At 49.2% G+C, this 25,625-nt stretch carries 16 protein-coding genes; 6 read left to right on the plus strand and 10 right to left on the minus strand.

The genetic code is table 11. The features are described from left to right. The gene (gene glpK, locus DXT99_RS03115) at nt 1-1,512 is read right to left on the minus strand and encodes a glycerol kinase GlpK (protein WP_115564060.1); all 1,512 of its coding nucleotides are present in this window, start codon (nt 1,510-1,512) and stop codon (nt 1-3) included. Further along, nucleotides 1,509-3,104, minus strand: a complete 1,596-nt coding sequence (locus DXT99_RS03120) for a glycerol-3-phosphate dehydrogenase/oxidase (RefSeq protein WP_115564061.1) — start codon at nt 3,102-3,104, stop codon at nt 1,509-1,511. Before DXT99_RS03120 ends, glpK begins: the two co-directional genes overlap by 4 nt. Before the next feature lie 203 nt (nt 3,105-3,307). Between DXT99_RS03120 and DXT99_RS03125 the strand changes: the two genes are divergently transcribed. Continuing rightward, complete coding sequence (locus tag DXT99_RS03125; RefSeq protein WP_115564062.1) at nt 3,308-4,072, plus strand: DeoR/GlpR family DNA-binding transcription regulator; 765 nt, start codon at nt 3,308-3,310, stop codon at nt 4,070-4,072. A 56-nt stretch (nt 4,073-4,128) separates the two neighbouring features. On the opposite strand, the gene DXT99_RS03130 is transcribed toward DXT99_RS03125, so the two are convergent. Genes DXT99_RS03130 through hflK form a run of 3 tightly spaced genes read right to left on the minus strand, consistent with a single transcriptional unit; the run spans nt 4,129 to nt 6,892 of the window. Then, nucleotides 4,129-4,929, minus strand: a complete 801-nt coding sequence (locus DXT99_RS03130; protein WP_115564137.1) for a polysaccharide deacetylase family protein — start codon at nt 4,927-4,929, stop codon at nt 4,129-4,131. Nucleotides 4,930-4,975: 46 nt separating this feature from the next. Then, the gene (gene hflC, locus DXT99_RS03135) at nt 4,976-5,914 is read right to left on the minus strand and encodes a protease modulator HflC (RefSeq protein WP_115564063.1); all 939 of its coding nucleotides are present in this window, start codon (nt 5,912-5,914) and stop codon (nt 4,976-4,978) included. A 3-nt stretch (nt 5,915-5,917) separates the two neighbouring features. Continuing rightward, on the minus strand, nt 5,918-6,892 hold the full coding sequence (gene hflK, locus DXT99_RS03140) for an FtsH protease activity modulator HflK (protein ID WP_246000423.1): 975 nt from the start codon (nt 6,890-6,892) through the stop codon (nt 5,918-5,920). A gap of 722 nt (nt 6,893-7,614) precedes the next feature. Here hflK and DXT99_RS03150 point away from each other — a divergent pair. Further along, complete coding sequence (locus tag DXT99_RS03150; protein ID WP_246000424.1) at nt 7,615-10,089, plus strand: phosphoenolpyruvate carboxylase; 2,475 nt, start codon at nt 7,615-7,617, stop codon at nt 10,087-10,089. 154 nt (nt 10,090-10,243) lie between these two features. Continuing rightward, nucleotides 10,244-11,113, plus strand: coding sequence for an urease accessory protein UreD (locus DXT99_RS03155; protein ID WP_115564066.1), 870 nt, complete (start codon nt 10,244-10,246; stop codon nt 11,111-11,113). An 83-nt stretch (nt 11,114-11,196) separates the two neighbouring features. Here the strand turns inward: DXT99_RS03155 and ureG are convergent, their stop codons facing one another. The 5 genes from ureG to DXT99_RS03180 form a co-directional block, all read right to left on the minus strand. Then, entirely contained in the window at nt 11,197-11,949 is a 753-nt protein-coding gene (ureG, locus tag DXT99_RS03160; protein ID WP_115564067.1) for an urease accessory protein UreG, read from the minus strand. A gap of 68 nt (nt 11,950-12,017) precedes the next feature. After that, entirely contained in the window at nt 12,018-12,695 is a 678-nt protein-coding gene (locus DXT99_RS03165) for an urease accessory protein UreF (RefSeq protein ID WP_115564068.1), read from the minus strand. Nucleotides 12,696-12,753: 58 nt separating this feature from the next. Continuing rightward, nucleotides 12,754-14,475, minus strand: a complete 1,722-nt coding sequence (ureC, locus tag DXT99_RS03170) for an urease subunit alpha (protein ID WP_115564069.1) — start codon at nt 14,473-14,475, stop codon at nt 12,754-12,756. A 93-nt stretch (nt 14,476-14,568) separates the two neighbouring features. Next, a complete protein-coding gene (locus DXT99_RS27475; RefSeq protein ID WP_115564070.1) occupies nt 14,569-15,321 on the minus strand; it encodes an urease subunit beta in 753 nt (250 codons plus the stop codon). A 172-nt stretch (nt 15,322-15,493) separates the two neighbouring features. Further along, on the minus strand, nt 15,494-16,099 hold the full coding sequence (locus tag DXT99_RS03180) for an urease accessory protein (RefSeq protein WP_115564071.1): 606 nt from the start codon (nt 16,097-16,099) through the stop codon (nt 15,494-15,496). A gap of 501 nt (nt 16,100-16,600) precedes the next feature. Here DXT99_RS03180 and gltB point away from each other — a divergent pair. From gltB to cphA, 3 genes are all read left to right on the plus strand, one after another. Further along, the gene (gltB, locus tag DXT99_RS03185; RefSeq protein WP_115564072.1) at nt 16,601-21,103 is read left to right on the plus strand and encodes a glutamate synthase large subunit; all 4,503 of its coding nucleotides are present in this window, start codon (nt 16,601-16,603) and stop codon (nt 21,101-21,103) included. Then, a complete protein-coding gene (locus DXT99_RS03190; protein WP_115564073.1) occupies nt 21,103-22,560 on the plus strand; it encodes a glutamate synthase subunit beta in 1,458 nt (485 codons plus the stop codon). Before gltB ends, DXT99_RS03190 begins: the two co-directional genes overlap by 1 nt. A 387-nt stretch (nt 22,561-22,947) precedes the next feature. Continuing rightward, entirely contained in the window at nt 22,948-25,584 is a 2,637-nt protein-coding gene (gene cphA / locus DXT99_RS03195; protein ID WP_115564074.1) for a cyanophycin synthetase, read from the plus strand. Nucleotides 25,585-25,625: the final 41 nt, after the last annotated feature.

Raw genomic sequence — 25,625 nt, forward strand, 5'->3', positions numbered from 1 at the left:
TTATTGATTAGGATTAACAGCCCAGTTTCTGGTTCTTTCTATAGCTTTGTGCCAGAAGTGCAGGTTTTTTTCCACTGTTTCAGCATCCATGGTTGGCTCAAACACATCAGCCTCCTGCCCCAGCGACTGAAGTTCAGCTATATCCTTCCAGTAGCCTACGGCAAGCCCGGCCAGGTAAGCTGCCCCAAGCGCCGTTGTCTCCCGCATCATGGGGCGCTTTACGGTGCAGTTCAGAATATCTGTCTGGAACTGTATCAGGAAATTGTTTTCCGTAGCCCCACCGTCCACTTTAAGCTCCCGTATTGGTACGCCGCTGTCTTTTTCCATGGCTCTGAGCACATCATGTACCTGGTAGGCGATAGACTCCAGTGCGGCTCTGGCAAAATGGGCAGAGGTAGTACCGCGTGTAATTCCGAAGAAAGCTCCCCTGGCATCCTGATCCCAGTAAGGTGCTCCCAAGCCAGTAAGGGCGGGCACAAAATATACCCCCTCGTTATCAGCTAAGCTGGTAGCCATCCCTTCACTTTCTCTGGCATGTTCTATCACTTGGATCCCATCCCGCAGCCACTGTATAGCGGCTCCTCCGATAAACACACTTCCCTCCAGTGCGTATGTCACCTTTCCATTTAGTTTCCAGGCAATGGTGGTTAGGAGCTGGTTGTTGGATTTTACAGGCTGTTCTCCGGTGTTCATCACAAGGAAACAGCCCGTGCCATACGTCGTCTTCGCCATTCCCTTCTCCATACAAAGCTGCCCGAATAAAGCGGCCTGTTGATCTCCTGCGATACCAGCTATAGGAATTTTGGCGGAGAAGATTCTGCCTGAGGTGGTGCCAACCACTTCACTGCTGGACTTAACTTCGGGAAGTATGGTTGCTGGAATATCAAACAGGTCGAGTAGTTCCTGGTCCCACTGCTGATCGTGGATATTGTAAAGCATGGTGCGGCTGGCATTGGTGCTGTCTGTACAGTGCGTACTGCCATTAGATAATTTCCAGATAAGCCAGGAATCAACCGTTCCGAAGCAAACCTCGCCTTTAGCTGCCTTATCCCTGGCACCCGCTACATGGTCCAGTATCCATTTGATTTTAGTGGCTGAAAAATAAGCATCTATAATCAAACCGGTCTTGTCACGAACCATATCTGACTTGCCCCTCTCCTTCAGTTCGTTGCAGTAGGCCGAAGTTCTTCTATCCTGCCATACAATGGCGTTATAGAGTGGCTCTCCGGTGTTTCTGTCCCAGAGAATAGTTGTTTCTCTCTGGTTCGTAATCCCGATACCTGCTACCTGATGGGCAGACAGGCCAGCCTTCATCATAGCCTCGGTAGCTACTGCCGCCTGCGAGGTCCATATCTCCATCGGATCATGCTCCACCCAGCCGGGCTTTGGAAATTTCTGTTCGAAATCACGCTGCGCGTCTGTCACTACTTTGCCCTGCTGGTTAAAGACAATGGCTCTGGAACTGGTTGTTCCCTGATCGAGCGCTAGCAAATACTGCGTTTCCTGGTTCATAGGCTGGTAGGTAATATAGTGATTTTCTGATTAATTAAATAGCCTTCCGCTATTTGTTGAAATGCGCCAATCTCTGCTTTCTCCCAATCTTCACCTAAACCTAGTTCTTCACGCATTATCTTAGCCACTGCTGGAGCCATTTCTATTGCTGCCTGTGCATCCAGGAACAATATCCTCATCCTCCTGGCCAGGACGTCTTCCAGTTTAAGCGCCATCTCATTTTTCACCATCCACACCACTTCCGCTTTTGTGTTGGGGTATTGCGCATGGAGCCGCTGTCCTAAATTAGGATTTTGCGAAATCAAATCTCTGATACCAGCAGCATCACATCCATAGATTGCCAGGTGCCCTTCTTCAACGGTTGTTTCCGGGTAGCCATGTATCCTGATATTCGAGGAAGTGCTTTTAGCTAAAGTTAAACCCTTCAGCCCGGCAAGTGCCTCTAAAGTATCTTCCCCCATCTTTCTAAATGTGGTCCACTTGCCTCCAATAATAGAAATTAGATGGCTATCCGCAACGGATACCTTGTGGCTGCGGGAGATCTCTTTGGTTTTAGCACCTTTTTCTTTCGGTGCAGCAAGTGGCCTTAACCCTGCATACACTGACAGTACATCCTTCCGGGTAGGCTGCCTGACAAGATATTGGGCACAGGTATTCAGTATAAAATCAATCTCCTGCTCCAGTGCCCTTGGCTCCAGTTTCGGGTCTTTTATGACCGTATCGGTAGTGCCCAGCACCAGTTTGCCATGCCAGGGAATTCCAAATAACACCCTGCCATCAGAAGTTTCTGGTATCATGAGAGCATCCTTGCCTCCCAGAAAGGAAAGGTCCAGCACCAGGTGCGCGCCCTGGCTTGGCATAATGGAACGCCTGGCCTCGGGATTATCCATCTGCAAAATCTTATCGGCAAAAACACCTGTTGCATTTACCACTGCCTTTGCTTTTATTTCATGATGTCGTTGGCTTATCTGGTCCGTAAGTTTAACACCATCGATGATGCCGTTTTCATCTTTGGTCAGGCTCGTCACTTTCATATAATTCAAGATACATCCGCCCATTTCCGAGCAGGTCTGCGCAATATTCAGCGCCAGACGTGCATCGTCAAACTGCCCGTCGTAGTAAATGACACCTCCTCTAAGACCTTCTTCCATGATGGCTGGAATCCTTCGCACAACCGCTTTCCTGGACAGCCACTGAGACTTCCCGATTCTTAAGTTGCCTGCCATTAAATCATAGACTTTGAGGCCGACACCGTATTTTAGTTTATCCCAGAGCGAATAGATAGGAATAATAAAGGCCTGTTTCCGGGATACGTGCGGGGCATTCCGCATGATCAGTCCGCGCTCTTTCAGTGCCTCTAAGACCAACGTTATATCGCCCTGTGCCAGGTAGCGGACGCCCCCATGCAATAGTTTGGTGCTCCGGCTTGATGTACCCTTAGCGAAATCGGATCTTTCGACCAGGACTACTGACAATCCCCTTGAAAGCGCATCGAGGGCAACCCCTAAGCCGGATGCACCTCCGCCTATCACAGCCAAGTCCCAGACTTTTTGCTTGTCGTCGATTTCGTTTACACCCCTATTTCTATCCATTACTTTCTAATTACACTCATTTAACTGACCATCACATCTAAATGTAGTAATTAAAGAAATATGAAGAAAGCAAAAGAAACTAACAAAAACTACAAAGAGATATTAGTTATATAGCTAAGCCTTATAGTTATAAATTTGTCTAAATTTTAGCTTACAATCGAAAAAAGGTAAAAAAAGAATACTTTTAGGAAACGAACCGAAATATGACAATTGCTGAAAGACATAAATTTATTCTTGATAAACTTAGTAGTGAGGGCTTTGTGGGTGTAGCTGAGCTAAGCAAAGAAATGGATGTGACCATGGTGACGGTGCGGAAAGATCTGAAGCTGCTGGAGGACAAAGGGCTTCTTTATCGCTCACACGGAAGCGCTACGCCTGTCTCGCCCTATGTAAATGATCGGCCGGTAAATGAGAAGAAACTGGTACAGGTAGATGAAAAAGAAAAAATTGCCTCCCTGGCTGTACAAATGATACAGGAAGACGAAGCCATTATCATTGGCTCCGGCACTACGGTAATGGCGCTGGCGAAAGCGATACCTAAGAACATGAAGCTTACTGTGCTAACAGGAGCGATGAATGTGACGATGGCACTAATGGATAACCAGCATATGGAGGTTGTACAGCTGGGAGGTGTGGTGAGAAAAAGCAGCTCCTCCGTAGTAGGGCATTTTGCTGAAGACATGCTGGTAAGCTTTGCCTGCAGTAAACTTTTCCTGGGTGTAGATGGTATCAGCCCTGAATATGGCCTGACTACCTCCAACATGATGGAAGCCCACCTGAATAGCAAGATGATCAAATCAGTGCAAAAAACGATTATCCTGGCTGACTCCAGTAAATTCAGGCGGAAGGGGTTTGGGAAAATATGTGAAATAGACGACATAGATATCGTCATCACAGACGAAGGCATCCCCGAAACTTATAAAGTAATGCTGGAGGAAAGAGGCATCGAAGTACTCATTGCCAGATAAGAATCTCAGACTTCAAGCCCTGAATCACTACTGAATGGCTGATTTACCTGGGTATATCAGCCATTTGTATTTTTAGCGGAGCCTGCTGTTTTCATATACTTAGCGGCTTCGATGAAAGTGGGATTCCAGATTTTCTTTTCGTTGGCTTTCAGGAAGTGTAGCAGTTTGCTGTGTGCCTCAAGCGATACATTCAGACTATGCTCTCCACCCACACCATGAAACAGGAACACAATTAGACTGTTTGTGCGCATCGCCTCTTTTACCAACGCTATCAATTCGTCTCCGGACTGGCCATTGATGACAAAGGAGCCAATATTATACAGATCCGTGCCTTTGTTTTGCACCATTTCGCCATGCACACCACGTGCGGCAACAAGATCACTTTTCAAAGCATCGAGATAAGTAACGCCATCGACTTTTGTATCCCCGCACGGATAGGCAAATGTCCTTTCCTTCTCTCCGTCAAGCGCCTGCAGAACGGAATTGGTCATCTTTATTTCATCCGTAATACGACGAAGAGAATAGGTGGCCAAATCATATTCAGGGGTAACAAAGCTTCTCCCGGGCTGGCTTCCGTCGCAGGGGTGGAAAAGTGTGTGGTTCGCCAACTCGTGCTTTTTAGCGGCTACCTTTTTCCATTCGTCTAATCGCTGTGTGAAAGCCGGCGATGCGGCAGTTAAGTAAAATGTTCCTTTTAACCCTAAAGAATCCAGGGCTGGGATAGCATTGTCCAGGTGTACATTCAGGGCATCATCATACGTCAGGACTACTGCAGCCTGTTTTTTATTCCATTCCTGTGCCCAGACAGATAGGCTGCATAAGCACAGCAAAAGCGTAAAGGTTCTTTTTAAGAGCATGTTGTTTTTCTTGAATTTGTATGGCATTGCTGCTGCTGCCAGCAATTTAATTCCCCCTCTTCAGGTATCTGTAAAGTTCGGAGTCGGTTGACAAGATGACACTTGTTTTCTCGTCAAACGATTTCTCCAGCGTCTCCATAGACCGGAGGAAGCTGTACAGATCTCTTGCCTGGGCATTTTTGTTATAAGCTTCCGCATAAATAGTGGTGGCCTGGGCGTCTGCCCGACCCTGTATCATCTCTGCTTCACGGGTTGCTTCAGACTGAATCTTGGCCAGGTCGCGTTCTTTGTTACCCTGGATCTTGCGGGCCTCGCCCTGTCCCTCAGACCTGAACTGGTCGGCGATACGGTTACGCTCACTTTTCATCCTGTCGTATACCCGGTCCCTTACCTCATCCACGTAGTTCATGCGCTTAAACCGGAAATCCAGGATCTTCACGCCAAGGTCAGCTGTCCTTTCATTTGCCCGCTGCAAAACGAGCGCCTCAATTCTGTCTCTGCCTACGCTGATGTCATTCAGGTTCTCCATGTCTTCCATAAATTCCTCTTCCACCTCAGGCTCCCGGTTGGTAGACCTTACGATTTCCAGCAGGTCGTGGCTGGCGATGGCATTGCGTGTCTCGCCATCCAAAATATCGTCGAGCCTGGATTGGCCGGAATTTTCGTCCCGCAGACGAATAAAGAACTGGAGCGGGTTTGTGATCTGCCAGCGGGCATACGTATCCACGAAAATGAATTTCTTGTCTTTGGTAGGCACCTGATTGGCATCGCCGTCCCACTCGAGGTAGCGTGCATCAAAAAACTGCACTTTCTGGATAATCGGAATCTTGTAATGAAGACCGGGCTGCGTGCGGGGCTGCCCCACTGGCTTACCAAATTGGGTCACAATGGCCTGTTGCGTTTCGTCCAGCACAAAGACACTGGTAAAGGCAAGCGTCAGGATGATAATAGCGACTATGAGCGAGAGTATACTTCTTATGTTCACGGCTTATTGCTTTTCAGGCTGATTTAAGTTTAATAAAGGAAGGACATTATTGCCTCTCTCATCTACGATGATTTTGCCACCTATCTTTGGCAGTATCCTTTCCATCGTTTCCAGGTACATGCGCTTCCTGGTAACCTCAGGCGCTTTCACATATTCCTCAAAGAGGGAGTTAAAGCGGGCAGCCTCTCCGGTAGCCTCGTTTACCCTGGTGAGGGCATAAGCTTCTGCGAGCTGAATGGTTTCATCGGCCTCACCACGTGCACGCGGAATAACACGGTTATACTCCGACTCAGCCTGATTAATAAGCGTTTCGCGCTCCTGCTGCGCCTCGTTCACCGCGTTGAAGGACGGCTTTACCGGCTCCGGGGGGTTCACGTCCTGCAGCACCACCTGGTCAATCCTGATTCCGTTTTCATACTCATCGCACATGCGCTGCAGCAGCACCTCCACACTCGTAGCCACCTCCTGGCGGCCTACGGTCAGCACCTCATTCACGGTGCGGTCTCCGACCACCTTCCGAACAGCAGACTCAGACATATCACGAAGCGCTTTATCGGCATTTCTTACCTGGAACAAATAACGGTACGAATCCACGATACGGTACTGCACTACCCATTCCACATTGGCCAGGTTCAGGTCGCCGGTCAGCATTAGTGACTCATCGCCGAAGTTCTCTCTCGAGTACTGTGTGGTGGTGCCTGCCTCTACCGTGCGGAAGCCGAACTCCTGCTTCAGCTGCCGCTGCACAGGTATTTTTTCCATTTCTTCTATACCAAAAGGCAGGATAAAATGGAGACCCGGCTCTACCGTCCGGTCATACTGCCCCACATACAGCACCACCCCTTCTTCCTCGGGGCCAACCGTTTTGATGGAGGTGAATATGATAATAAGCAGCACCAGCCCAAGTAATATCTTGCGGTAGTGCTTGCTGAGCAGGAACATGTAATACTGTAGCCTGTAATTTGGTTCTTCTGCCATGGGTGAGGGCATTGGTGTTGGTTATCCGACAATTTACTATAAAATTTTCACAAGCCCTAACGCCTGGTTTTATGGAAACACCTGGGTTGTGCTGCATGATATGTCCACCCAACTTTACTTCCTGCTTCCCCGTTTAGCGCAAGGAGGCAAGTTGTTTTTTGTTCAGGAGGCAATAAGTATGATTGCTGTTGGTGTTTTCCTGTGGAAGTGCCTGAAGCTTCAAGTTTAAACTCTTTCCAGTATTATAGTAAGATTCAATGGCTTCAGATCAGCCGCAAGACTGCGAAAAGAGGTAAACAACCAGTCACGGCAAATACATAGATATGTAACTGTCCAGAACATGCTTTATTGTCCTTTATTTTATTGAGCTAGCTCCTTTGCACACTTATTACAGCTCGCTATGGCATATATTAATAGAAGAGATATAGAAGGACGAGTTGCATATTGACGAAGAAAAAATAAAGACAACCAACAATCCGTCAATCAACAGAGATAGCGTTAAAACACTTATTATTTTATCAAAAAGGCAATCTTGTTATAGCCATTTTGACAAAAGCTTCATTATATTGCGAGAATCACAAAATTTATCAACAAAATCAGCATTAAAAAGAAAAATATACATGAATGGTTCTGCCAACAGCATATTACAGGTTTACAACAAGCAAGTAGGTCTCCGATTTCAGTTGTACAATAGTTTATTCACCGCCCTTCCTTTTCACAGAATGGAAAGAACCGGCGTGTTGCTGACTATCTTCTTGCTGCATTGTGAAGAAGGCTTTAGCAAGGAGCAAAGCCCGGTTGAAATCATTGACTCTTTCTTTAAGCAGCATACGTCGTACAAAGAAGACAAAGAAATGCTGGACCTGCTGTTTCGTTTTGTGCAGTACACAGAGCGTCAGGTCGTATTGTTTGATGCGCTGGAGGATGCCGCTTACCGCGACATTCATGATATGCATGGCCCGGGTACGCTAAAGCAGCTACAGTCGGAAGTGCAGCAAAAGCAAAACCAGGCCCAACTAAAAGAGAAACTGGAAGACTTCTCTGTTCGTTTAGTCTTAACGGCCCACCCCACGCAGTTTTACCCAAGCGAGGTACTCGGTATCATCAACGACTTGTCTAAAGCGATGGTGAACGACAACACCTCCCAGATAAACAGCTACCTGCGGCAACTAGGCAAAACGCCTTTCTTCAGGAATGAGAAACCCACGCCCTACGACGAGGCCGTAAACCTAATCTGGTACCTGGAGAATGTTTTTTACACGGCAGCCGGGCATATCCTGACTTATCTGAAGAATCAATTTCCGGACGAAGTAAGCAAAAAGAATCCTATCGTTCGGTTCGGCTTCTGGCCCGGAGGCGACAGAGACGGAAACCCCTTTGTGAATGCAGGCATCACTTTAAGAGTAGCAGAAGCTTTGCGGGGCGCCGCCATGAAGTCTTACTACCTGGATGTGCGCCGGCTAAAGCGGCGGCTAACTTTCAAAAATGTGTCTAATGTGGTACTGGCACTGGAGCAGAAGCTTTACAACAACCTGTTCGTACCGAACCATGAGTTGGATATTTCGAGCGAAGAAATCATGCAGACACTGCAGCAGATTCGCACCACACTCATAGAGGAGCATAACAGCCTGTTCCTGGATATGGTCGACAACCTGTTGCGTAAAGTGGAATTGTTCGGGCTTCATTTCGCCACTCTTGATATCCGGCAAGACAGTTCTGTGCACGTGGAGCTTCTGCAAACAATAGCAGAGACAACCGATATGCTGCCTTCTGATTATTCAGACCTGCCAGCGGAGCAACAAATGACCAGTCTGCTACAGGCAAAAGGCACACTGGATCCATCTGTTCTGGAGAGTGAATTGCACCGGGACGTACTGGAAAGTATGGCCGCCATCAAAACAATTCAGGAAACAAACGGCGAACATGGCTGCCACCGCTACATTATCAGCCACAGCACCAGCGCTCTGGACGTGATGCACGTCTTTGGCCTGTTCCAGCTGAGCGGTTGGAAGCAGGAAGCGCTTAGCGTAGACATTGTACCGCTGTTCGAAACAATTGATGACCTGCGAAACGCTGGCGACGTAATGGCTGCTTTATATCAGAATGAGGTATACCGCCAGCACTTGCAGCGCCGCGATAACGTGCAGACTATTATGCTGGGCTTCTCGGATGGCACCAAAGACGGAGGCTATCTGATGGCTAATTGGGGCATTTACAAAGCCAAAGAAGAGCTAAGTGCCATCTCCAAGGAGCACGGCGTGCAGGTGGTGTTCTTCGACGGCAGAGGAGGACCTCCGGCAAGAGGCGGCGGACGCACGCACCAGTTCTATGCTTCTATGGGGCCAAACATTTCTAATAAGGAAATCCAGCTGACGATACAGGGGCAAACAATCAGCTCTAACTTCGGAACAGTGGATGCAGCACAGTTCAACATTGAACAGCTGATGCATGCCGGTATTCACAGCGCCCTCTTCGCCTCCAAGGACACCACACTGACCCCGGCCGAGGAAGAGTTGCTCCTGAACCTGTCCAGGGAAAGTTTTGAGAAGTATAACACGCTCAAGAATCATTCTAACTTCCTGGAGTATATGCTGTACGTGAGCCCGCTACGCTATTACGGGGAAGCGAACATAGGCAGCAGGCCTTCGAAGCGCAAACCAGGCAAACTTAACCTCGACGATCTGCGTGCTGTACCGTATGTGGGCTCCTGGAGCCAGTTAAAGCAGAACCTACCAGGCTACTATGGTGTCGGCACGGCACTTCAGAGAATGGAGGAAGCCGGCAAATGGGAAGACATTGCCCAATTATACAAGCGTTCCCTGTTCTTTAAAACGCTGATGGACAACTGTGAAATGGCGATGACTAAATGCTTCTTTCCGCTCACTGCCTTCCTGGCCAGCCACCCGAACTATGGCGAGTTGTGGAACATGATTCATGATGAGTTCCAACTGACGAGAAGCTATATCCTGCGCCTGACGGGAGCTGCTGAACTGATGGAAGATAAGCCGGTTAACCTGCAGTCTATACAAATGCGCCAGCGAATAGAACTGCCTTTGCTAACCATACAGCAGTATGCGCTGACAAAAATACGGGAGATGGAAGAGCAGGGCCAGCAGACAGAGTATAAGCCCAAGTATGAGAAACTGGTGGTGCGCTGCTCCTTCGGTATCATCAACGCAGAACGAAATTCAGCTTAAAAAATTCTAACTGAGTGAATATTAAAGCTGCCATCCTTGCCGGGTGGCAGCTTTATACTTTTAGCTAAATCTCAGCTCTTAAACAGCTATCCATAACTTCCTTTCTAAAAGTCTAAGTATCCAAGGCCTACTGGTAGCGCGTCAGCATATAAACATGAACTCCTCTATAAACTTATCAGCCGACTGGAGCCAAATAGAAGTCTGTGAGGTACAGGAGAAGTCGAAGCTGGTGACCTGCAAAAATGTGCAGCCACTTAAGATTCTCAATCCTGCCTCCTATAACAAAAGCTGCCATGTGGTGCTGTCAAATTTTGGTGGCGGCATGGTATCCGGGGATCAGATTAACCTGCATGTAACCTGTGGCACCCAAACGAACCTATTTCTCAGTTCACAGTCTAATTCCAAAATTTTTAAGTCTGTAGATGGTGCAGCAGCCGAACAAACCACCCAGGGTACGCTGGAAGAAAATGCCCTAGCCGTTGTTTTTCCTGATCCGGTGGTGTTGCAGGAAGGCAGTATATACAGGCAGGTGCAGCACTGGGAGGTACAGCCAAAATCCCTTCTGCTGGTGATCGACTGGTTCCATTCCGGCAGAATGGATATGGGCGAACGCTATGCTTTCAATTCTTTTTTCTCGGAACTGAAAGTGACCGCAAAAGGCAAAACAGTTCTCCTCGACCGCTTCTCTTTTAGCCCCGACCAGCACATCGCTACCTCCCCTGCCAACTTCGGACAGTACCAGACCATGTTCTCCGCTTATCTAATCGGCAGCCCGGGTGAGGAAAAGTTTGAGCATTTAAGTCAAAAGCTGCTGCAACTCCGGATGCAGGAAAGTGCTAACCTGAACTTTAACATGACTGCCAAAGATTTTGTGCTTTCTGTCGTGAAAGCACGAGAAGGCGTATACATCCTGCGGTGTATGGCAAAGAGCAGGATGGACCTGCAACCACTTTGCGATGCCATTCTCAAGGCACTTTCTTCTGAATTGTTCCTGGGCTATAATCCAGTGAAGCGGAAGTATTAGGAGTGAGCAACACGGCTAAAAACCAGGTTCAAGATAGAAACTGATTCCGGTTCTTTGGTATTGCTGAAAATAGGTCCAGCTCCTTACCTCCTATCCTCCCGCACTGACAGAAGTGCTTTTTCTTTGGCTTTATGTATATGATCTATGATTTCATCCAAGCCGTCTCCATGCAATGCGCGGGCAAAAACGAAAGGCCCTTCCCCGCGCATTTTTCTGGAGTCACGATCCATTACGTCTAAATCTGCCCGAACCAACTGTGCCAGATCGGTTTTGTTAATGACCAGCAAGTCGGATTGGGTAATGCCGGGTCCACCTTTACGTGGTATTTTATCGCCACCAGATACATCAATGACATAAATGGAATAGTCTACCAACTCTCGGCTGAAATGAGCTGCCAGGTTATCGCCGCCGCTCTCCACAAACAGGAAATCAATTTTATAGCTGAATTTAGCCATCAGTCCCTCCAGTGCATCCATGTTCAGCGAAATGTCTTCGCGTATGGCAGCATGGGGGCAGCCGCCTGTCTCCACCCCTACTATCCTGTCTTCGCTCAAAGCGCTGTTCCGGATCAGAAACTCCGCGTCTTCCCGGGTAAAAATGTCGTTGGTTACCACCCCTAGTTCATAGGTGTTCCGGAGCCTTTCGCAAAGCGCTTTAAGCAAGGCTGTTTTACCTGTACCCACCGGGCCGCCAATCCCCACGGTAAAAGCCCTCTTCCTGAAATTCCGGTAAGAAGGCAGCTTTCGTGTATCCCGCAGGTCATATTCCCCCGGTGACTCATAAAACTCGTGTGTGTGCCCATGCAGCAGGAGGGCTAACTTATCGACGAAGGCCATTATTTTAATTGTTTAATTTTTACTTCCTGTTGATGATGATAAAAAGGTTATAATGTAGTTGTAGCCGCTTAATTCTGGAACAACTTAGAATAGATATCGTCGTGGAAGACCTGCGAAGTATCTAGCATAAAAGCAGACCTTGTGGCTTGGGTATACGTCATATTTCCATAACTTTCTATCAGGTTTTCGAAAACGGTATAGAACGCGTGCTGCAATTTGTGGCCTTCCATGGGTCCGATAAACCCCAACCGAATGGCTGCACTCACCTGGTCCCGCAGGGCCATGTGCAGGTACATCGTTTGCACATCTCCTAAGGTAAAGTCAACCCGTTTCAGGCATAGCACATACACCAGCACAAAATGCAGCGGAAGTTCCTGCTCCGCAAACCACTCCCTAATTTCCTGCATGCCCGCCTCAGGGTAAAATAACTCCAGCAGCTTCAGCCAGTTTTTCCCCTGCACCACACTCGCCTTATGGATAACAGGCACCAGCATCATCGCGTCATATTCCTCCGCTATTTTATGAAGCTCCTCCTGCAGTTCCGGCTCCTGTACCTGAAAGCAGGAATTCATAAATGGAAACTCCATGCTCACCACCTGCTGCAGGTAGGCATACAGGTAGTTGCGCAGCTCAAACTGGTTTTGAATCAACCCAAACGTAATGCTGCTCTCTAAACCATAGGAATAGGCAAAAGAACCTGTAGGAATGGAAGAGTCTACTAAATGCAGCAAACGGGCGAACTTCATTATTTAAATGATAAAAGCTAATTGATAGTAGACTCAAAACTGTGTTGTCCCCCTGCCCTTAAAACAAATTATACAGCTGCGCCAGGGGCAGTTTAGTGGCCGGTTCGCAGGTCAGGTGCACCCCATCCACCGTTACTTTATAAGTCTCCGGGTCTACTTCTATGTTTGGTAGGTAATCGTTCAGCGCCATATCCTTTTTAGAGACACTCCGGCAGTTCTTCACCGCTACCACCTCTTTCTGCAGACCATACTTTTCCTGCACATGCGCCACCGATGCCTGCGATACAAAGACCATAGACGTTTTCCCGATGGCTGAACCAAACGAACCGAACATCGGCCTGGAGTAATATGGCTGCGGCGTAGGAATAGACGCATTGGCATCGCCCATCTGCGACTGCACAATAACACCGCCTTTGATAATCATCTCAGGCCGTGAGCCGAAGAAGGCAGGCTTCCAGAGCACCAGATCCGCCAGCTTGCCCAGTTCCACAGAACCAATCTCTTCTGAGAAGCCATGCGCCCGCGCCGGGTTAATGGTATACTTGGCGATGTACCGCTTCACTCTAAAATTATCCGCTTTGCTTTCTGAAGCGGCATCCTCTGGCAGCAGGTCGCGCTGCTCCTTCATTTTATGGGCTGTTTGCCAGGTGCGCGTCACCACCTCCCCTACCCGGCCCATGGCCTGCGAGTCGGAGGCGATAATAGACAAAGCGCCCATGTCGTGCAGGATGTCTTCGGCAGCGATTGTCTCTCCCCGGATACGGCTTTCAGCAAAAGCCACATCCTCTGGTATGTTCTTGTCGAGGTGATGGCAAACCATCAGCATGTCGAGGTGCTCGTCGATGGTGTTCACTGTGAATGGTCGCGTCGGGTTGGTGGAAGACGGAATAACGTTGGGCTCTCCGCAAATCTTGATGATATCCGGTGCGTGGCCTCCACCAGCTCCCTCGGTATGGTAGGCGTGAATGGTCCTGCCCTTGAAGGCATTCGTGGAGGTTTCCACAAAGCCGCTTTCATTCAGCGTGTCAGTATGGATGCACACCTGCACATCGTATTGATCCGCGATGCTGAGGCAGTTGTCGATGGCAGCCGGTGTGGTGCCCCAATCCTCATGCAGTTTAAAACCCAGGGCACCGGCTTCCACCTGCTCTATCAGCCCCTCCGGTTTAGAGGAATTTCCTTTGCCCAGAAAACCGAAATTGAGCGGGTATGCCTCTGTGGCTTTCAGCATCATTTCAATAAAGAAAGCACCCGGTGTGCAGGTGGTAGCATTCGTACCTGCCGCAGGGCCTGTGCCTCCGCCCACCATGGTGGTGACACCCGATGCAAGTGCTTCGTTTATCTGCTGTGGACATATAAAGTGAATATGGCAGTCTATGGCTCCGGCTGTCAGAATTTGGTTCTCTCCTGCTACCACCTCGGTTGTTACCCCAACCACCATATTTGGGGTAATGCCCGGCATAATGTGCGGGTTACCGCCTTTGCCAATGCCCGCAATGCGCCCGTCTTTGATGCCGATGTCCGCTTTATATATACCAGTATAATCGATGACAAGCGCATTCGTGATAATCATGTCCAGCGCATCGGCCTGTGCTATGCCAGCAGCCTGTCCCATGCCGTCGCGCAGCACCTTACCTCCCCCAAACTTACACTCTTCCCCATAAACACTGTAGTCTTTTTCTACCTCTACCAGCAGGCTGGTATCGCCCAGGCGAACTTTGTCACCTACAGTAGGGCCATACATGTCGGCATAGGCGCGGCGGTCGATTTGAAAGCTCATGGGATTGATGGTTTGATTGTTAATTGTTATTCGTTGTGCGTTGTTCGTAGATCGTTTTTTTACATCAAATGACGTTTGATAAACGAACAACGATCAACGAAACAGAAAGCCTGCTGCTTTAGCCCTGGCCAGTGCTGCTGCCTTTTGCTCTTCGGTTAGCTCACCTCTGATCAAATTGTTGCCTCCGTATACCGTTCGCTCGCCTGCAAGCGCTACCAGCTGCACCCTTTTCCGCTCGCCGGGCTCAAAGCGTACCGCTGTACCGGCTGGTATATTCAGGCGGTAACCAAAAGCTTTCTCACGGTCGAACTGCAGCGAAGCGTTCGTTTCGAAAAAAGGATAATGTGAACCTACCTGCACCGGCCGGTCGCCCATGTTGGTCACATCCATTTCTATAGTTTCGCGCCCCTCGTTTAAGGTGAGCTCTTCCGGGGCCAGCAAATACTCCCCTGGAGTTTCATTTATGGTATTGTCCGGCGTTGCGGTTTTTTTATCGTAGTTCAGGCCGGAGCCATACAATGCCAGTTCGGGGAGGCCGCGCTCGCGGCAGATGGGATGGTGCACCGTCACCAGCTTAGTACCATCCGGGAAGGTGCCCTCCACCTGCACTTCGGCTATCATATCAGCTACGCCAGGCATCACATCGCACAAGCCCAATATCTTTTTTCCTTTGTCCATGAGGCTGGCTACGCTTTCGCCGTCCCTTATGAACTCCAGCAATTGCGTGGCAATTAACGCCACCGCTTCGGGATAATTCAACAGCAGACCCCGTGCATGCCTTTTCTGGGCCACAAATCCTGCATTATGCAAAACCAGCTTGTCAATGTCTTTAGGCGATAGATGCATGTAGTTGTGGCATTAAAACTTACAAATAGTTGATAAGGTTATTTAGCAGCTAATCAGCAAGAAAAACATTGTTTTCTGATATGGCTGGCTCCCCTGGCATGAACAGATAATCAATGTTGACATACCGGTTTTACTGGCTTGATTCTAATATCACTATGTATGGCTAATATGGCTAAAAATCTAGGTTCTGGTACATCATCCAACTGCCATAGAAAATACAGATCAGCGACGACACTATAACGATACCAGACCGGAAGGTTCTGTTAATTTTCATGCGTTGGGTAAACGGAATGCTAAACAGACCCGCCGCAATGAACATTCCGACGATAGAACCCACGCCAAAGACAAGTAGGTAGGTTATTCCTAACACGATGTCACTGATTTCACTCATCACCAGCAGTACCAAAGCGCCGCTACCAGCCAGGCCATGCAACAGGCCAACAGTATACGCCACACTGTGCTGGTAGCGGGCAACGCCTGATCCGGCAAAATTGCGCCTGTTCGCTAGCCTGCTGATGCCCATTATGATTAACATCAGCCCAACAAAGGCTTCAAAATAACCTGAGCTCAGAAAAGTAGCACGACTCAAAAGAATTACCGAACCTACTATAACAAGTGTGGTTGTATGGCCAAGGCCCCAGTAGACCCCATCCTTCACCGCCAGTACCAGGCTATCGCGCTTCGTGATGATATTACCAACAGCAATCAGGTGATCTGCCTCAAAGGCATGCCCCATGCCCACCAGCGCTGCAAATAATATGGGCAAGAGTGCTTCCATCAGAAAAGGTAAAGTGTTGCCATTTGGCTATTACTTTTCAATAATACTTAACAATTTGTCAAAATACAACAGGAAAGATAAACATATCACTTTTTACATTACCTCTCAGATCTTCTTACAGCTATTGTGACTATAGTTAGATATTGGGCACTTATTTCGGGGAAGAGTAGTTATAGGTTCAGCTGTAAGGATGTTTGAACAACAGCTAAGCAGGACTTACACTTTATGTCTTTGAAGCGTACCTCATGAGGTTGAGTAATTTACATTTTCTAACAAAAACTCAAAATTTTAAACTTTGCGAACCTGGCAATAGTTTGTCCTGATAGGCACCTGCATTTTTACACTTATTTATATAAAGCACATGTTTTTTGCTGATTTTTCATCTAAAAACGTAGTTCTAATACGATATCTACAAGGAATAATTTGTTTTTTGGCGATTCCTGTAGTAAATTATGCATTCGTTTACACAAATAAGTAAATGTTTACCTCAGTTAATGTTAGATGAATCAAGATAATACAATAAATCCAGGATTGTACAGATCCGAGTTTGAGCATGATGCCTGCGGAGTGGGATGTGTCGTAAACCTGAACGGTAAGAAAGCGCACAGCATCGTGAAAGATGCCCTGACCATGCTAACCAATATGGAGCACCGTGGTGCTACCGGAAGTGATTCTGAGACAGGTGACGGTGCCGGGATTCTGGTACAGTTACCGCACGAGTTTTTCAAAAAACAGCTGGACGAGTTTGCTATTCAACTTCCTCAGCCTGGCTTCTATGGTGTGGGGATGATTTTCTTTCCGTCGGTGTACGAGGTAAGGGATAAATGCCGCCAGACCATGAACCAGTGCATCCGCAAGATGGGCTTTGATCTGCTAGGCTACCGTTTAGTACCTGTAAACGGACGCGTACCTGGGCATGAGTCCAAAGCGGTAGAGCCTTATATAGAGCAGGTATTCGTTCAACCAGTTGATCCGAATATAAAGGAGGATGAGCTGGAGCGTAAACTCTTTGTGCTACGCAGCCTGATAACACACGAAATCAAGAAAACAGTAAGCGGCGAGAACGGCACCTTCTTTATTGCCAGTCTCTCCTCCCGCACTATTATATATAAAGGGCAGCTCAAGACCGACCAAGTAGAGAAGTATTACCACGACCTCCGCCATCCTGACTTCAAATCTGCTCTGGCGGTAGTGCACTCCCGTTTCTCCACCAACACCTTCCCTAACTGGAAACTGGCACAGCCATTCCGTTTTATCGCACACAACGGCGAGATCAACACAATTAAGGGAAACGTAACCAAGATGAAGTCGAAGGAGGCTTTGATGTACTCTCCCCTGTTCACAGAAGAGGAGATGAAGTGGCTGTTGCCTATCACGAACCCGGAGAACTCTGACTCTGCTAACCTGGATGCGATGGTGGAACTGCTGACATTAGCCGGAAGGCCCCTCCCCCACGTGATGATGATGCTGGTGCCGGAAGCCTGGCAGGACAATCCTTTCATGGACCCGTACAGAAAAGCTTTCTATAAATACCATGCTTCCCTGATGGAGCCCTGGGATGGCCCTGCCGCCCTGTTCTTTACCGACGGTAAGCAAATCGGCGCCACACTGGATCGCAATGGTCTGCGCCCTGTGCGTTTCTGCGTGACAAAGCAAGGCCGCCTGATCATGGCATCAGAGGCAGGTGCGCTCCCTGTAAACCCCAAAGATGTGGTGCGACGGGGAAGACTGCAACCGGGCAAAATGCTGTTGGCTAACCTGGAGGAGAACAAGATTTATGAGGACGAGGAGATAAAGCGCATCGTTTGCGACGAAAAGCCTTACTTCGAATGGATTCAGCAAAACCGTATTAAGCTGCACCAGCAGCCGGAGCCTAACTTCTGTCTGAATGAGGTATTGCCGGACGAACTGCTGCAGAAGCAAAAGGCATACGGCTATACCGCCGAGGACCTAAAGCTGATCATCAAACCAATGGCGACCACAGGCAAAGAGCCTTTGGGCAGCATGGGTTCTGATGCGCCGCTGGCAGTACTGTCGCTGCAAAGCCAGCACGTGTCCAACTACTTTAAGCAGCATTTTGCACAGGTGAGTAATCCACCCATCGACCCTATCCGCGAACGCCTGGTGATGTCGCTTTTCACTCGTTTAGGAGAGTCGCTTAATGTGCTGGATGAAACTCCTGCTCACACACGCCAGATACATATTTCGCACCCGGTGCTCAGCCACGGGGATTTTAACAAGATCATCAACCTTGGCTCAGAGGGCTTTGAGCACGCATATATAAACGCCACTTTCCCTACCACAGAAAAAGGGGCGCTGCAAAATGCACTTGACACTATATGTGAAGAGGCGGAAGCAGCGGTACGCGACGGAAAGAAGATACTGATTATCTCTAACCGTGCCATTGGTCCAACCTGTGCCGCTATACCTTCGCTTTTAGCTGTAGGTGCCATTCACCATCACCTAGTGCACAAGCGCATACGGACGAAAACAGGATTGGTGGTTGAAGCCGGAGATGCATGGGAAACACACCATTTCGCTACTATCATAGGGTATGGTGCCAGCTGCGTGTATCCGTATATGGTGTATGACACGATTCAGAGCCTGCTACAGCAGCAAAAGCTCGATACTTCTGTGCCTTTTGCAGCCTACGCTGATAACTTTATATATGCTGTCGGAAACGGACTGCTGAAGATTCTCTCCAAGATGGGTATCAGTACGCTGCAGTCGTACCAGAGCGCCCAGATTTTTGAGTGCCTGGGCTTTGGGCAGGAAGTAATACAGAAATGCTTCAAAGGCACAACCAGCCGCCTGGAAGGATTGAACTTCGAGGATCTGGAGAAAGAGGCGCTTATCAAGCACCAGTCTGCTTATCTGGAGGAAAACAGCCTGCTGGAAACAGGTGGCTTCTTCCAGTGGAGAAGAAGAGGCGAAGAACACCTGCTGCGTCCGGAGATCATTCACCTGCTGCAGAAGTCTACGCGGCTGAATGACTTTAAACTATATCAGGAGTACTCCCAGCATGTGCGCAAGCACCAGGAGTCAACCATCACGCTGCGTAACCTGTTCGAATTCCGTAAGCGCCAGTCGGTGCCAATTGAAGAAGTAGAACCAGCAGAAACTATACTCAAGCGCTTTGCCACCGGGGCAATGTCTTTTGGTTCCCTCTCGCATGAGGCACACAGCACACTGGCCATTGCCATGAACCGCATCGGCGGCAAGAGCAACAGCGGCGAAGGTGGCGAAGACGAGGCGCGTTATGTTGTAAAGCCTAACGGCGACTCTGAACGCTCTGCGATCAAGCAAGTAGCCTCCGGCCGTTTCGGGGTGACAAGCCATTATCTGGCAAACGCTGATGAAATACAGATAAAGATAGCACAGGGTGCCAAGCCAGGAGAAGGCGGGCAGCTACCTGGTCATAAAGTTGACGGCTGGATTGCACGGGTGCGTCATTCTACACCGGGCGTGGGCCTTATTTCGCCACCGCCACACCACGACATCTACTCGATAGAGGATCTGAAGCAGCTGATTTATGACCTGAAAAACGCTAACCCGAACGCCAGAATCAATGTGAAGCTGGTAGCAGAGGCTGGTGTGGGTACTATTGCAGCAGGTGTGGCCAAGGCAAAAGCGGATGCCATAATGATTTCCGGTGCCGATGGAGGTACTGGTGCAAGCCCGCTGAGCTCTATCCGACACGCTGGTTTGCCATGGGAAATCGGTTTGGCAGAAGCGCACCAGACACTGGTAAAAAACAACCTGCGCAGCCGTGTGGTGCTGCAAACAGACGGTAAGCTGATGACCGGCTATGACCTTGCTGTAGCAACTCTCTTAGGTGCAGAAGAATACGGTGTGGCCACCGCCGCGCTTATTGCAGAAGGCTGTATTATGATGCGCAAGTGCCACATGAACACCTGCCCTGTGGGTATTGCTACGCAAAACCCGGAGCTGCGGCAGCTGTTTACTGGTGAGCCGGAATATGTAGTAAACCTGTTCCAGTTTATGGCAGAAGAGCTAAGGCAGGTGATGGCCTCGCTGGGCTTCCGGACTATTAACGAGATGGTGGGACAAAGCCAGGTGCTGAAAGTACGAAACGACCTGAACCACTGGAAGCTAAAGAACCTGAACTTCGCCCCTATCCTGCACAAGGAGGTAGTGCCGAACAACGTAGGTATCTACAACCAGATTCACCAGGTGCATGATATTGAGCAGATACTGGACAGAAAGCTTATCCGTGACTACAAGAAGGGAAAAACGGAGGTAGAACACCGCATCATCAACGTAGACCGTACGGTAGGCGCGATGCTCTCTTACGAAGTTTCCGTGAAGCACGGAAAAACAGGGTTACCGGAAGACAGCTTCACGGCTACCTTCCATGGCTCTGCCGGACAGACATTCGGAGGTTTCCTTGCCCCTGGACTTACCTTCAGGCTTGTTGGGGAAGCCAACGATTACCTTGGCAAGGGCTTGTCGGGTGGCAAGCTGATTCTGCAGCCGTTTGAGGGCACCACTTATGTGGCGCATGAGCACATCATTACCGGTAACGTGGCCTTATATGGTGCTACCTCTGGTACTGCCTATATCAACGGTATGGCAGGAGAACGTTTCTGCGTCCGTAATTCCGGTGCAGAGGCAGTAGTGGAAGGCATAGGCGACCACGGGTGCGAATACATGACTGGCGGAAAGGTGCTGGTGCTTGGTTCGGTAGGTAAAAACTTTGCGGCTGGTATGAGCGGCGGTATGGCCTACGTCTATGACCCTGCGAATGCTTTCGCAGATCAATGCAACCTCGACATGGTGGACCTGGAGCAACCGAATGAAGAAGACCTGGCCTGGATAGAGCAGAAGCTGAAGGAGCATGCGTTCTATACCGGCAGTGTGCTGGCAGAGCAAATGCTGAATGCCTGGCATGCCGACCAGAAGTTCTTCCAGAAGGTGATGCCACACGACCTGAAGAAGGCATTAAAAGTAAAAGAAAGTGAAATGCTTAAAGAAGTAGCCTGATGGGAAAAGAAGATGGATTTTTGAAATATAACCGGGAGCTGCCAAAAGCACGCGATCCGAAACAAAGAATAAACGACTCAAACGAAATATACACTGAATTTCCGGAGGAAAAGACAAAGATACAGGCTGCCCGCTGCATGGACTGCGGCGTGCCTTTCTGCCACAACGGCTGTCCTTTGGGTAATCTGATACCGGATTTCAACGATGCCGTGTACGATGGCGAGTGGGAACGTGCCGCGCAGATACTGTACAGCACGAATAACTTCCCGGAGTTCACGGGCCGCATCTGCCCTGCTCCCTGCGAGTCCAGTTGCGTATTGTCTATCAACAAGCCAGCTGTAGCCATTGAGCACATCGAGAAAGCCATTGCGGAGAAGTCGTTTGAACTGGGGCTTGTAAAAGCGCAGCCTCCCGTGCGCCGGACAGGCAAAAAGGTAGCTGTTATCGGCTCCGGACCTGCTGGTCTGGCAGCCGCAGCCCAGTTGAACCAGGCTGGCCACATAGTGGATGTTTACGACAAAGACGATAAGGCCGGAGGGCTGCTGCGTTACGGTATACCTGACTTCAAGCTGGAGAAGTGGACGATAGACCGCCGCCTGTCTGTGATGGAGGAAGAAGGTGTCCGTTTTCACTTAGGTGTTGAAATCGGAAAAGACATTAGCCTGAAAAAGCTACAACGGAAGTATGACGCCGTGCTGCTTGCCATTGGTTCTACGAAGCCAAGAGTACTGGATATCCCTGGTAACCACCTGAAAGGAATTCATTTTGCCATGGATTACCTTACGCTGCATAACCGAAGAGTGGCTGGGGAGGATATACCTGCGGAAGAAGACCTGTATGCCCGCGACAAACATGTGCTGGTAGTCGGCGGTGGCGACACCGGATCTGACTGCGTAGGAACGGCCAACAGGCAATTCGCAAAGTCTGTTAGCCAGCTGCAGTATCGTACGATGCCTTCCACGGTGCGCCCTCCAGACAACCCTTGGCCTGAGACGCCGATGACCTACTCCTCCACCAGTTCACATGAAGAAGGCGGAGAGCGTAGCTGGGGCTGGCTTACGAAAGAGTTTATTGGTGACGAGAACGGGCATGTAACAGGCCTGAAGGTGGTGGAACTGGAATGGAAAAATGGCCGTGAGTATACCGAGAAAGCTGAAAGCGAAAAAATACTGCCTTGCGACCTGGGCCTGATTGCCATTGGTTATGAGCGCCCGATGCACGATGCTTTCAAAGCCAGTTTCGATATAGAGACAGACCAGCGAGGGAATTTTAAACTGCAGGACTGGCAGACAAATGTGCCGGGCATATTCGCTGCCGGAGACTCCTTCCGTGGGCAGTCGCTCGTGGTGTGGGCTATTTCTGACGGACGGGAAGCAGCACGCGCCATTGACATTTACCTGATGGGTGCCTCTGAGTTGCCTTCCAAAGAGCTCTCCAAGCTGGTACTGAACAGCTAACCCCTGTTGCAATGTATTAGTGCCGGTTTATCTGGACTGATAGCTTTTCCGGTGCGCCTTAAACTGCGCCATTTGTATTAAAACAGAAAAACCGCTTTGTCTTCTGAGACAAAGCGGTTTTTCTGTTTTAATACTGCAATGTTGTCCTTCATTTACCCTTGGCCTCAGAACACATGCCCGTCTTCCTTCCCTCCATAAAAGAGGCACAATGCCTGCTCGTTACAAAATTTCAAGTGATTAAATACTTTTTCATCATCTACACACTGCCATGCAGCCTCCCAAAACGTATAAGTAGTTTTAATAGACTAATCCCATCCTTTCAACTCTTTTATGGCAGTATCACTACGCATTTATATTGCTTTTTAAGAAGCGCATCCAACTTAATGTATGAAAATAGCAGAGCTTAGAATTATGCGTGGTCCTAACTACTGGTCCATCAAGCATCCGAAAATAATTGTTCTGAAACTGGACCTGGAGGACCTGCAGGACACCCTTACAAATGAAGTGCAGCACCTGGCGCAAAAACTTGAGAAGCTCTTCCCGGGCATGTACAAACACCGCTCCTCAGTAGGCACAGAGGGAGGCTTTTTCCGGTTAGTGCACGAGGGCACCACCTTTAGCAAAGTGGTGCAGCACATTGCACTCGAACTTCAGACAATGGCTGGTATGGAGTGCGGGTATGGCAGGCGGTATGCAGCGAATGAGCCGGGTATGGACTGGGTTGTATTTTCTTATCAGCAGGAGCGGGCCGGAGAGTATGCAGCCGAAGCGGCTGTGCGCATCACAGAAGCACTCGCCAGCGGAGAAAGAGTGAGCGTGATTCAGGATGTGGCCAAGCTACACCAGATACGGGAAGACGAATACTTTGGTCCCAGCACAGAGGCCATCATACTGGAGGCTGTTTCACGAAACATTCCTTATATCCAGAATAGGAAAAGCGACCACATACACCTGGGCTACGGAGTACATCAGCAGCGTATTCAGGCCGCTATGTCGAATAAGACATCCTTCTTCGCAGTGGAATGTGCCGGTGATAAAAACACCACAAAACTGATTTTAGACGACGCTGGTATTCCGGTGCCACAGGGCCATATTGTGTATGATGCCGCTGAACTGGAGGCAGCTGTGGAAGAGCTTGGCTACCCCATTGTAACGAAACCACTGGATGGCAACCAGGGCAAAGGCGCCAGCATTAACCTTCAGACCTGGAAAGACGCGCTGAAAGGGCTCGCTGAGGCGAAGCGTTTCTCTAACGCCGTGATGGTAGAGCAGTTTATCCAGGGCGACGATTACCGTATGCTGGTAATTGACGGCAAGTTTATAGCTGCTGCCAGACGCACACCAGCCATGGTGACCGGAGACGGGCAGTCTACCATCAGGCAGTTGGTGAATGCCGTTAACAAAGATCCACGCCGTGGCGTGGGCCATGAGAAAGCGCTGACACATATTAAGATAGATAAAATAACAAGAGGTATCCTGCGGGAAAAGGGGCTTACGTTACAGTCGGTGCTATCAGCCGGAGAAACACTGTACCTCAAGAACACCGCTAACCTGAGTACAGGCGGTACCGCCACAGACGTAACGGATATCGTGCACCCTTACAACGTGCTGATGGCCGAGCGGATTGCCGGCATTATCGGGTTAGACATCTGCGGTATTGATGTAATGACTTCAGATATTGCCATACCACTCCCTGAAACAAGAGGCGCCGTGATAGAAGTAAACGCTGCTCCGGGTTTGCGCATGCACATCTCCCCTACCGAAGGCTTGCCACGTAACGTGGCTGACCCTATCATCAACATGCTGTTCCCATACGGCTGCCCATCCCGCATCCCGATTGTAGCGGTAACAGGCACGAATGGTAAAACCACCACCACCCGCCTGATAGCACACATGCTGAAGTTTAAAGGCAAAAAAGTGGGCTTTACTACAACAGACGGTATTTACATACAAGACAGAAAAATAGTGAAAGGCGACACCACCGGTTCCTTCAGCAGTGAGTTTGTGCTGAAAGACCCGACTGTGGATTATGCTGTGCTGGAGTGCGCCCGTGGCGGCTTGCTGCGCTCAGGACTTGCGTTTACGCAGTGCGACATCGGCATCGTAACGAATGTATCAGCGGATCACCTCGGCCTGAAAGACATCAACACTGTGGAGGACATGGCTAAAGTGAAAGCTGTTATTCCTAAAACTGTTTGCCCGGACGGCTACGCCATCCTCAATGCCGACGACGATCTTGTCTATAACATGGCAATCGGCTTACGATGCAAAGTTGCTTACTTCAGCATGGATGAAGAAAACTTCCGCATCAAGGAGCATATATCGAAAGGAGGACTGGCTGCCGTTTTTGAAGACGGCTATATCTCTATCTTTAAAAACACCTATAAGATTCGGGTGGACCGCGTGGCGGACGTGCCGCTTACTTTCGGGGGCAAGGCCAGGTTCAACATTCAGAATGTGCTGGCTGCCACGCTAACAGGTTACATCGCCCACCTCGAGGTAGGTGAGATAAAGACGGCGCTGCGCACCTTTATTCCATCAGCGGAAACCACACCGGGCCGCATGAACCTGTTTCACCTGCCAAAGTGTAATGTGCTGATTGACTATGCCCATAATGCTGCAGGCATGGAGGCTATCAGCGACTTTATCAGTCAGATGGAGGGATACCCTAAGATTGGCATAATAGCAGGTATCGGAGACAGGCGCGACGAAGATACGCGGGATGTTGGAAAAATTGCCGCTTCGGTGTTTGACGAAATTATAATCCGGCAGGACTCTGACTTGCGGGGCCGCAATGGTAAAGAGATAAACAACTTACTGAAAGAGGGAATTTTTTCGGTGAAACCAGAGATGGAGCCCAAAGAAATAAGTCAGGAAGCGCGCGCACTTGCCTACGCGCTGGAATATGCTCCGGAGGGCGCCTTTATCACACTTCTAGCCGAGAACATATCCGAAGCGGTTAAAATGGTGGAAAGCTTCCGGATTATTCAGCACCGCAAACAGGCAACAGATCAGCTGACCTGAGTCGTGTCGTACCACAGCAGTAGCGGAAAATTTAAACAATC

This window comes from Pontibacter diazotrophicus, from assembly GCF_003367245.1.
GTDB classification, from domain to species: domain Bacteria; phylum Bacteroidota; class Bacteroidia; order Cytophagales; family Hymenobacteraceae; genus Pontibacter; species Pontibacter diazotrophicus.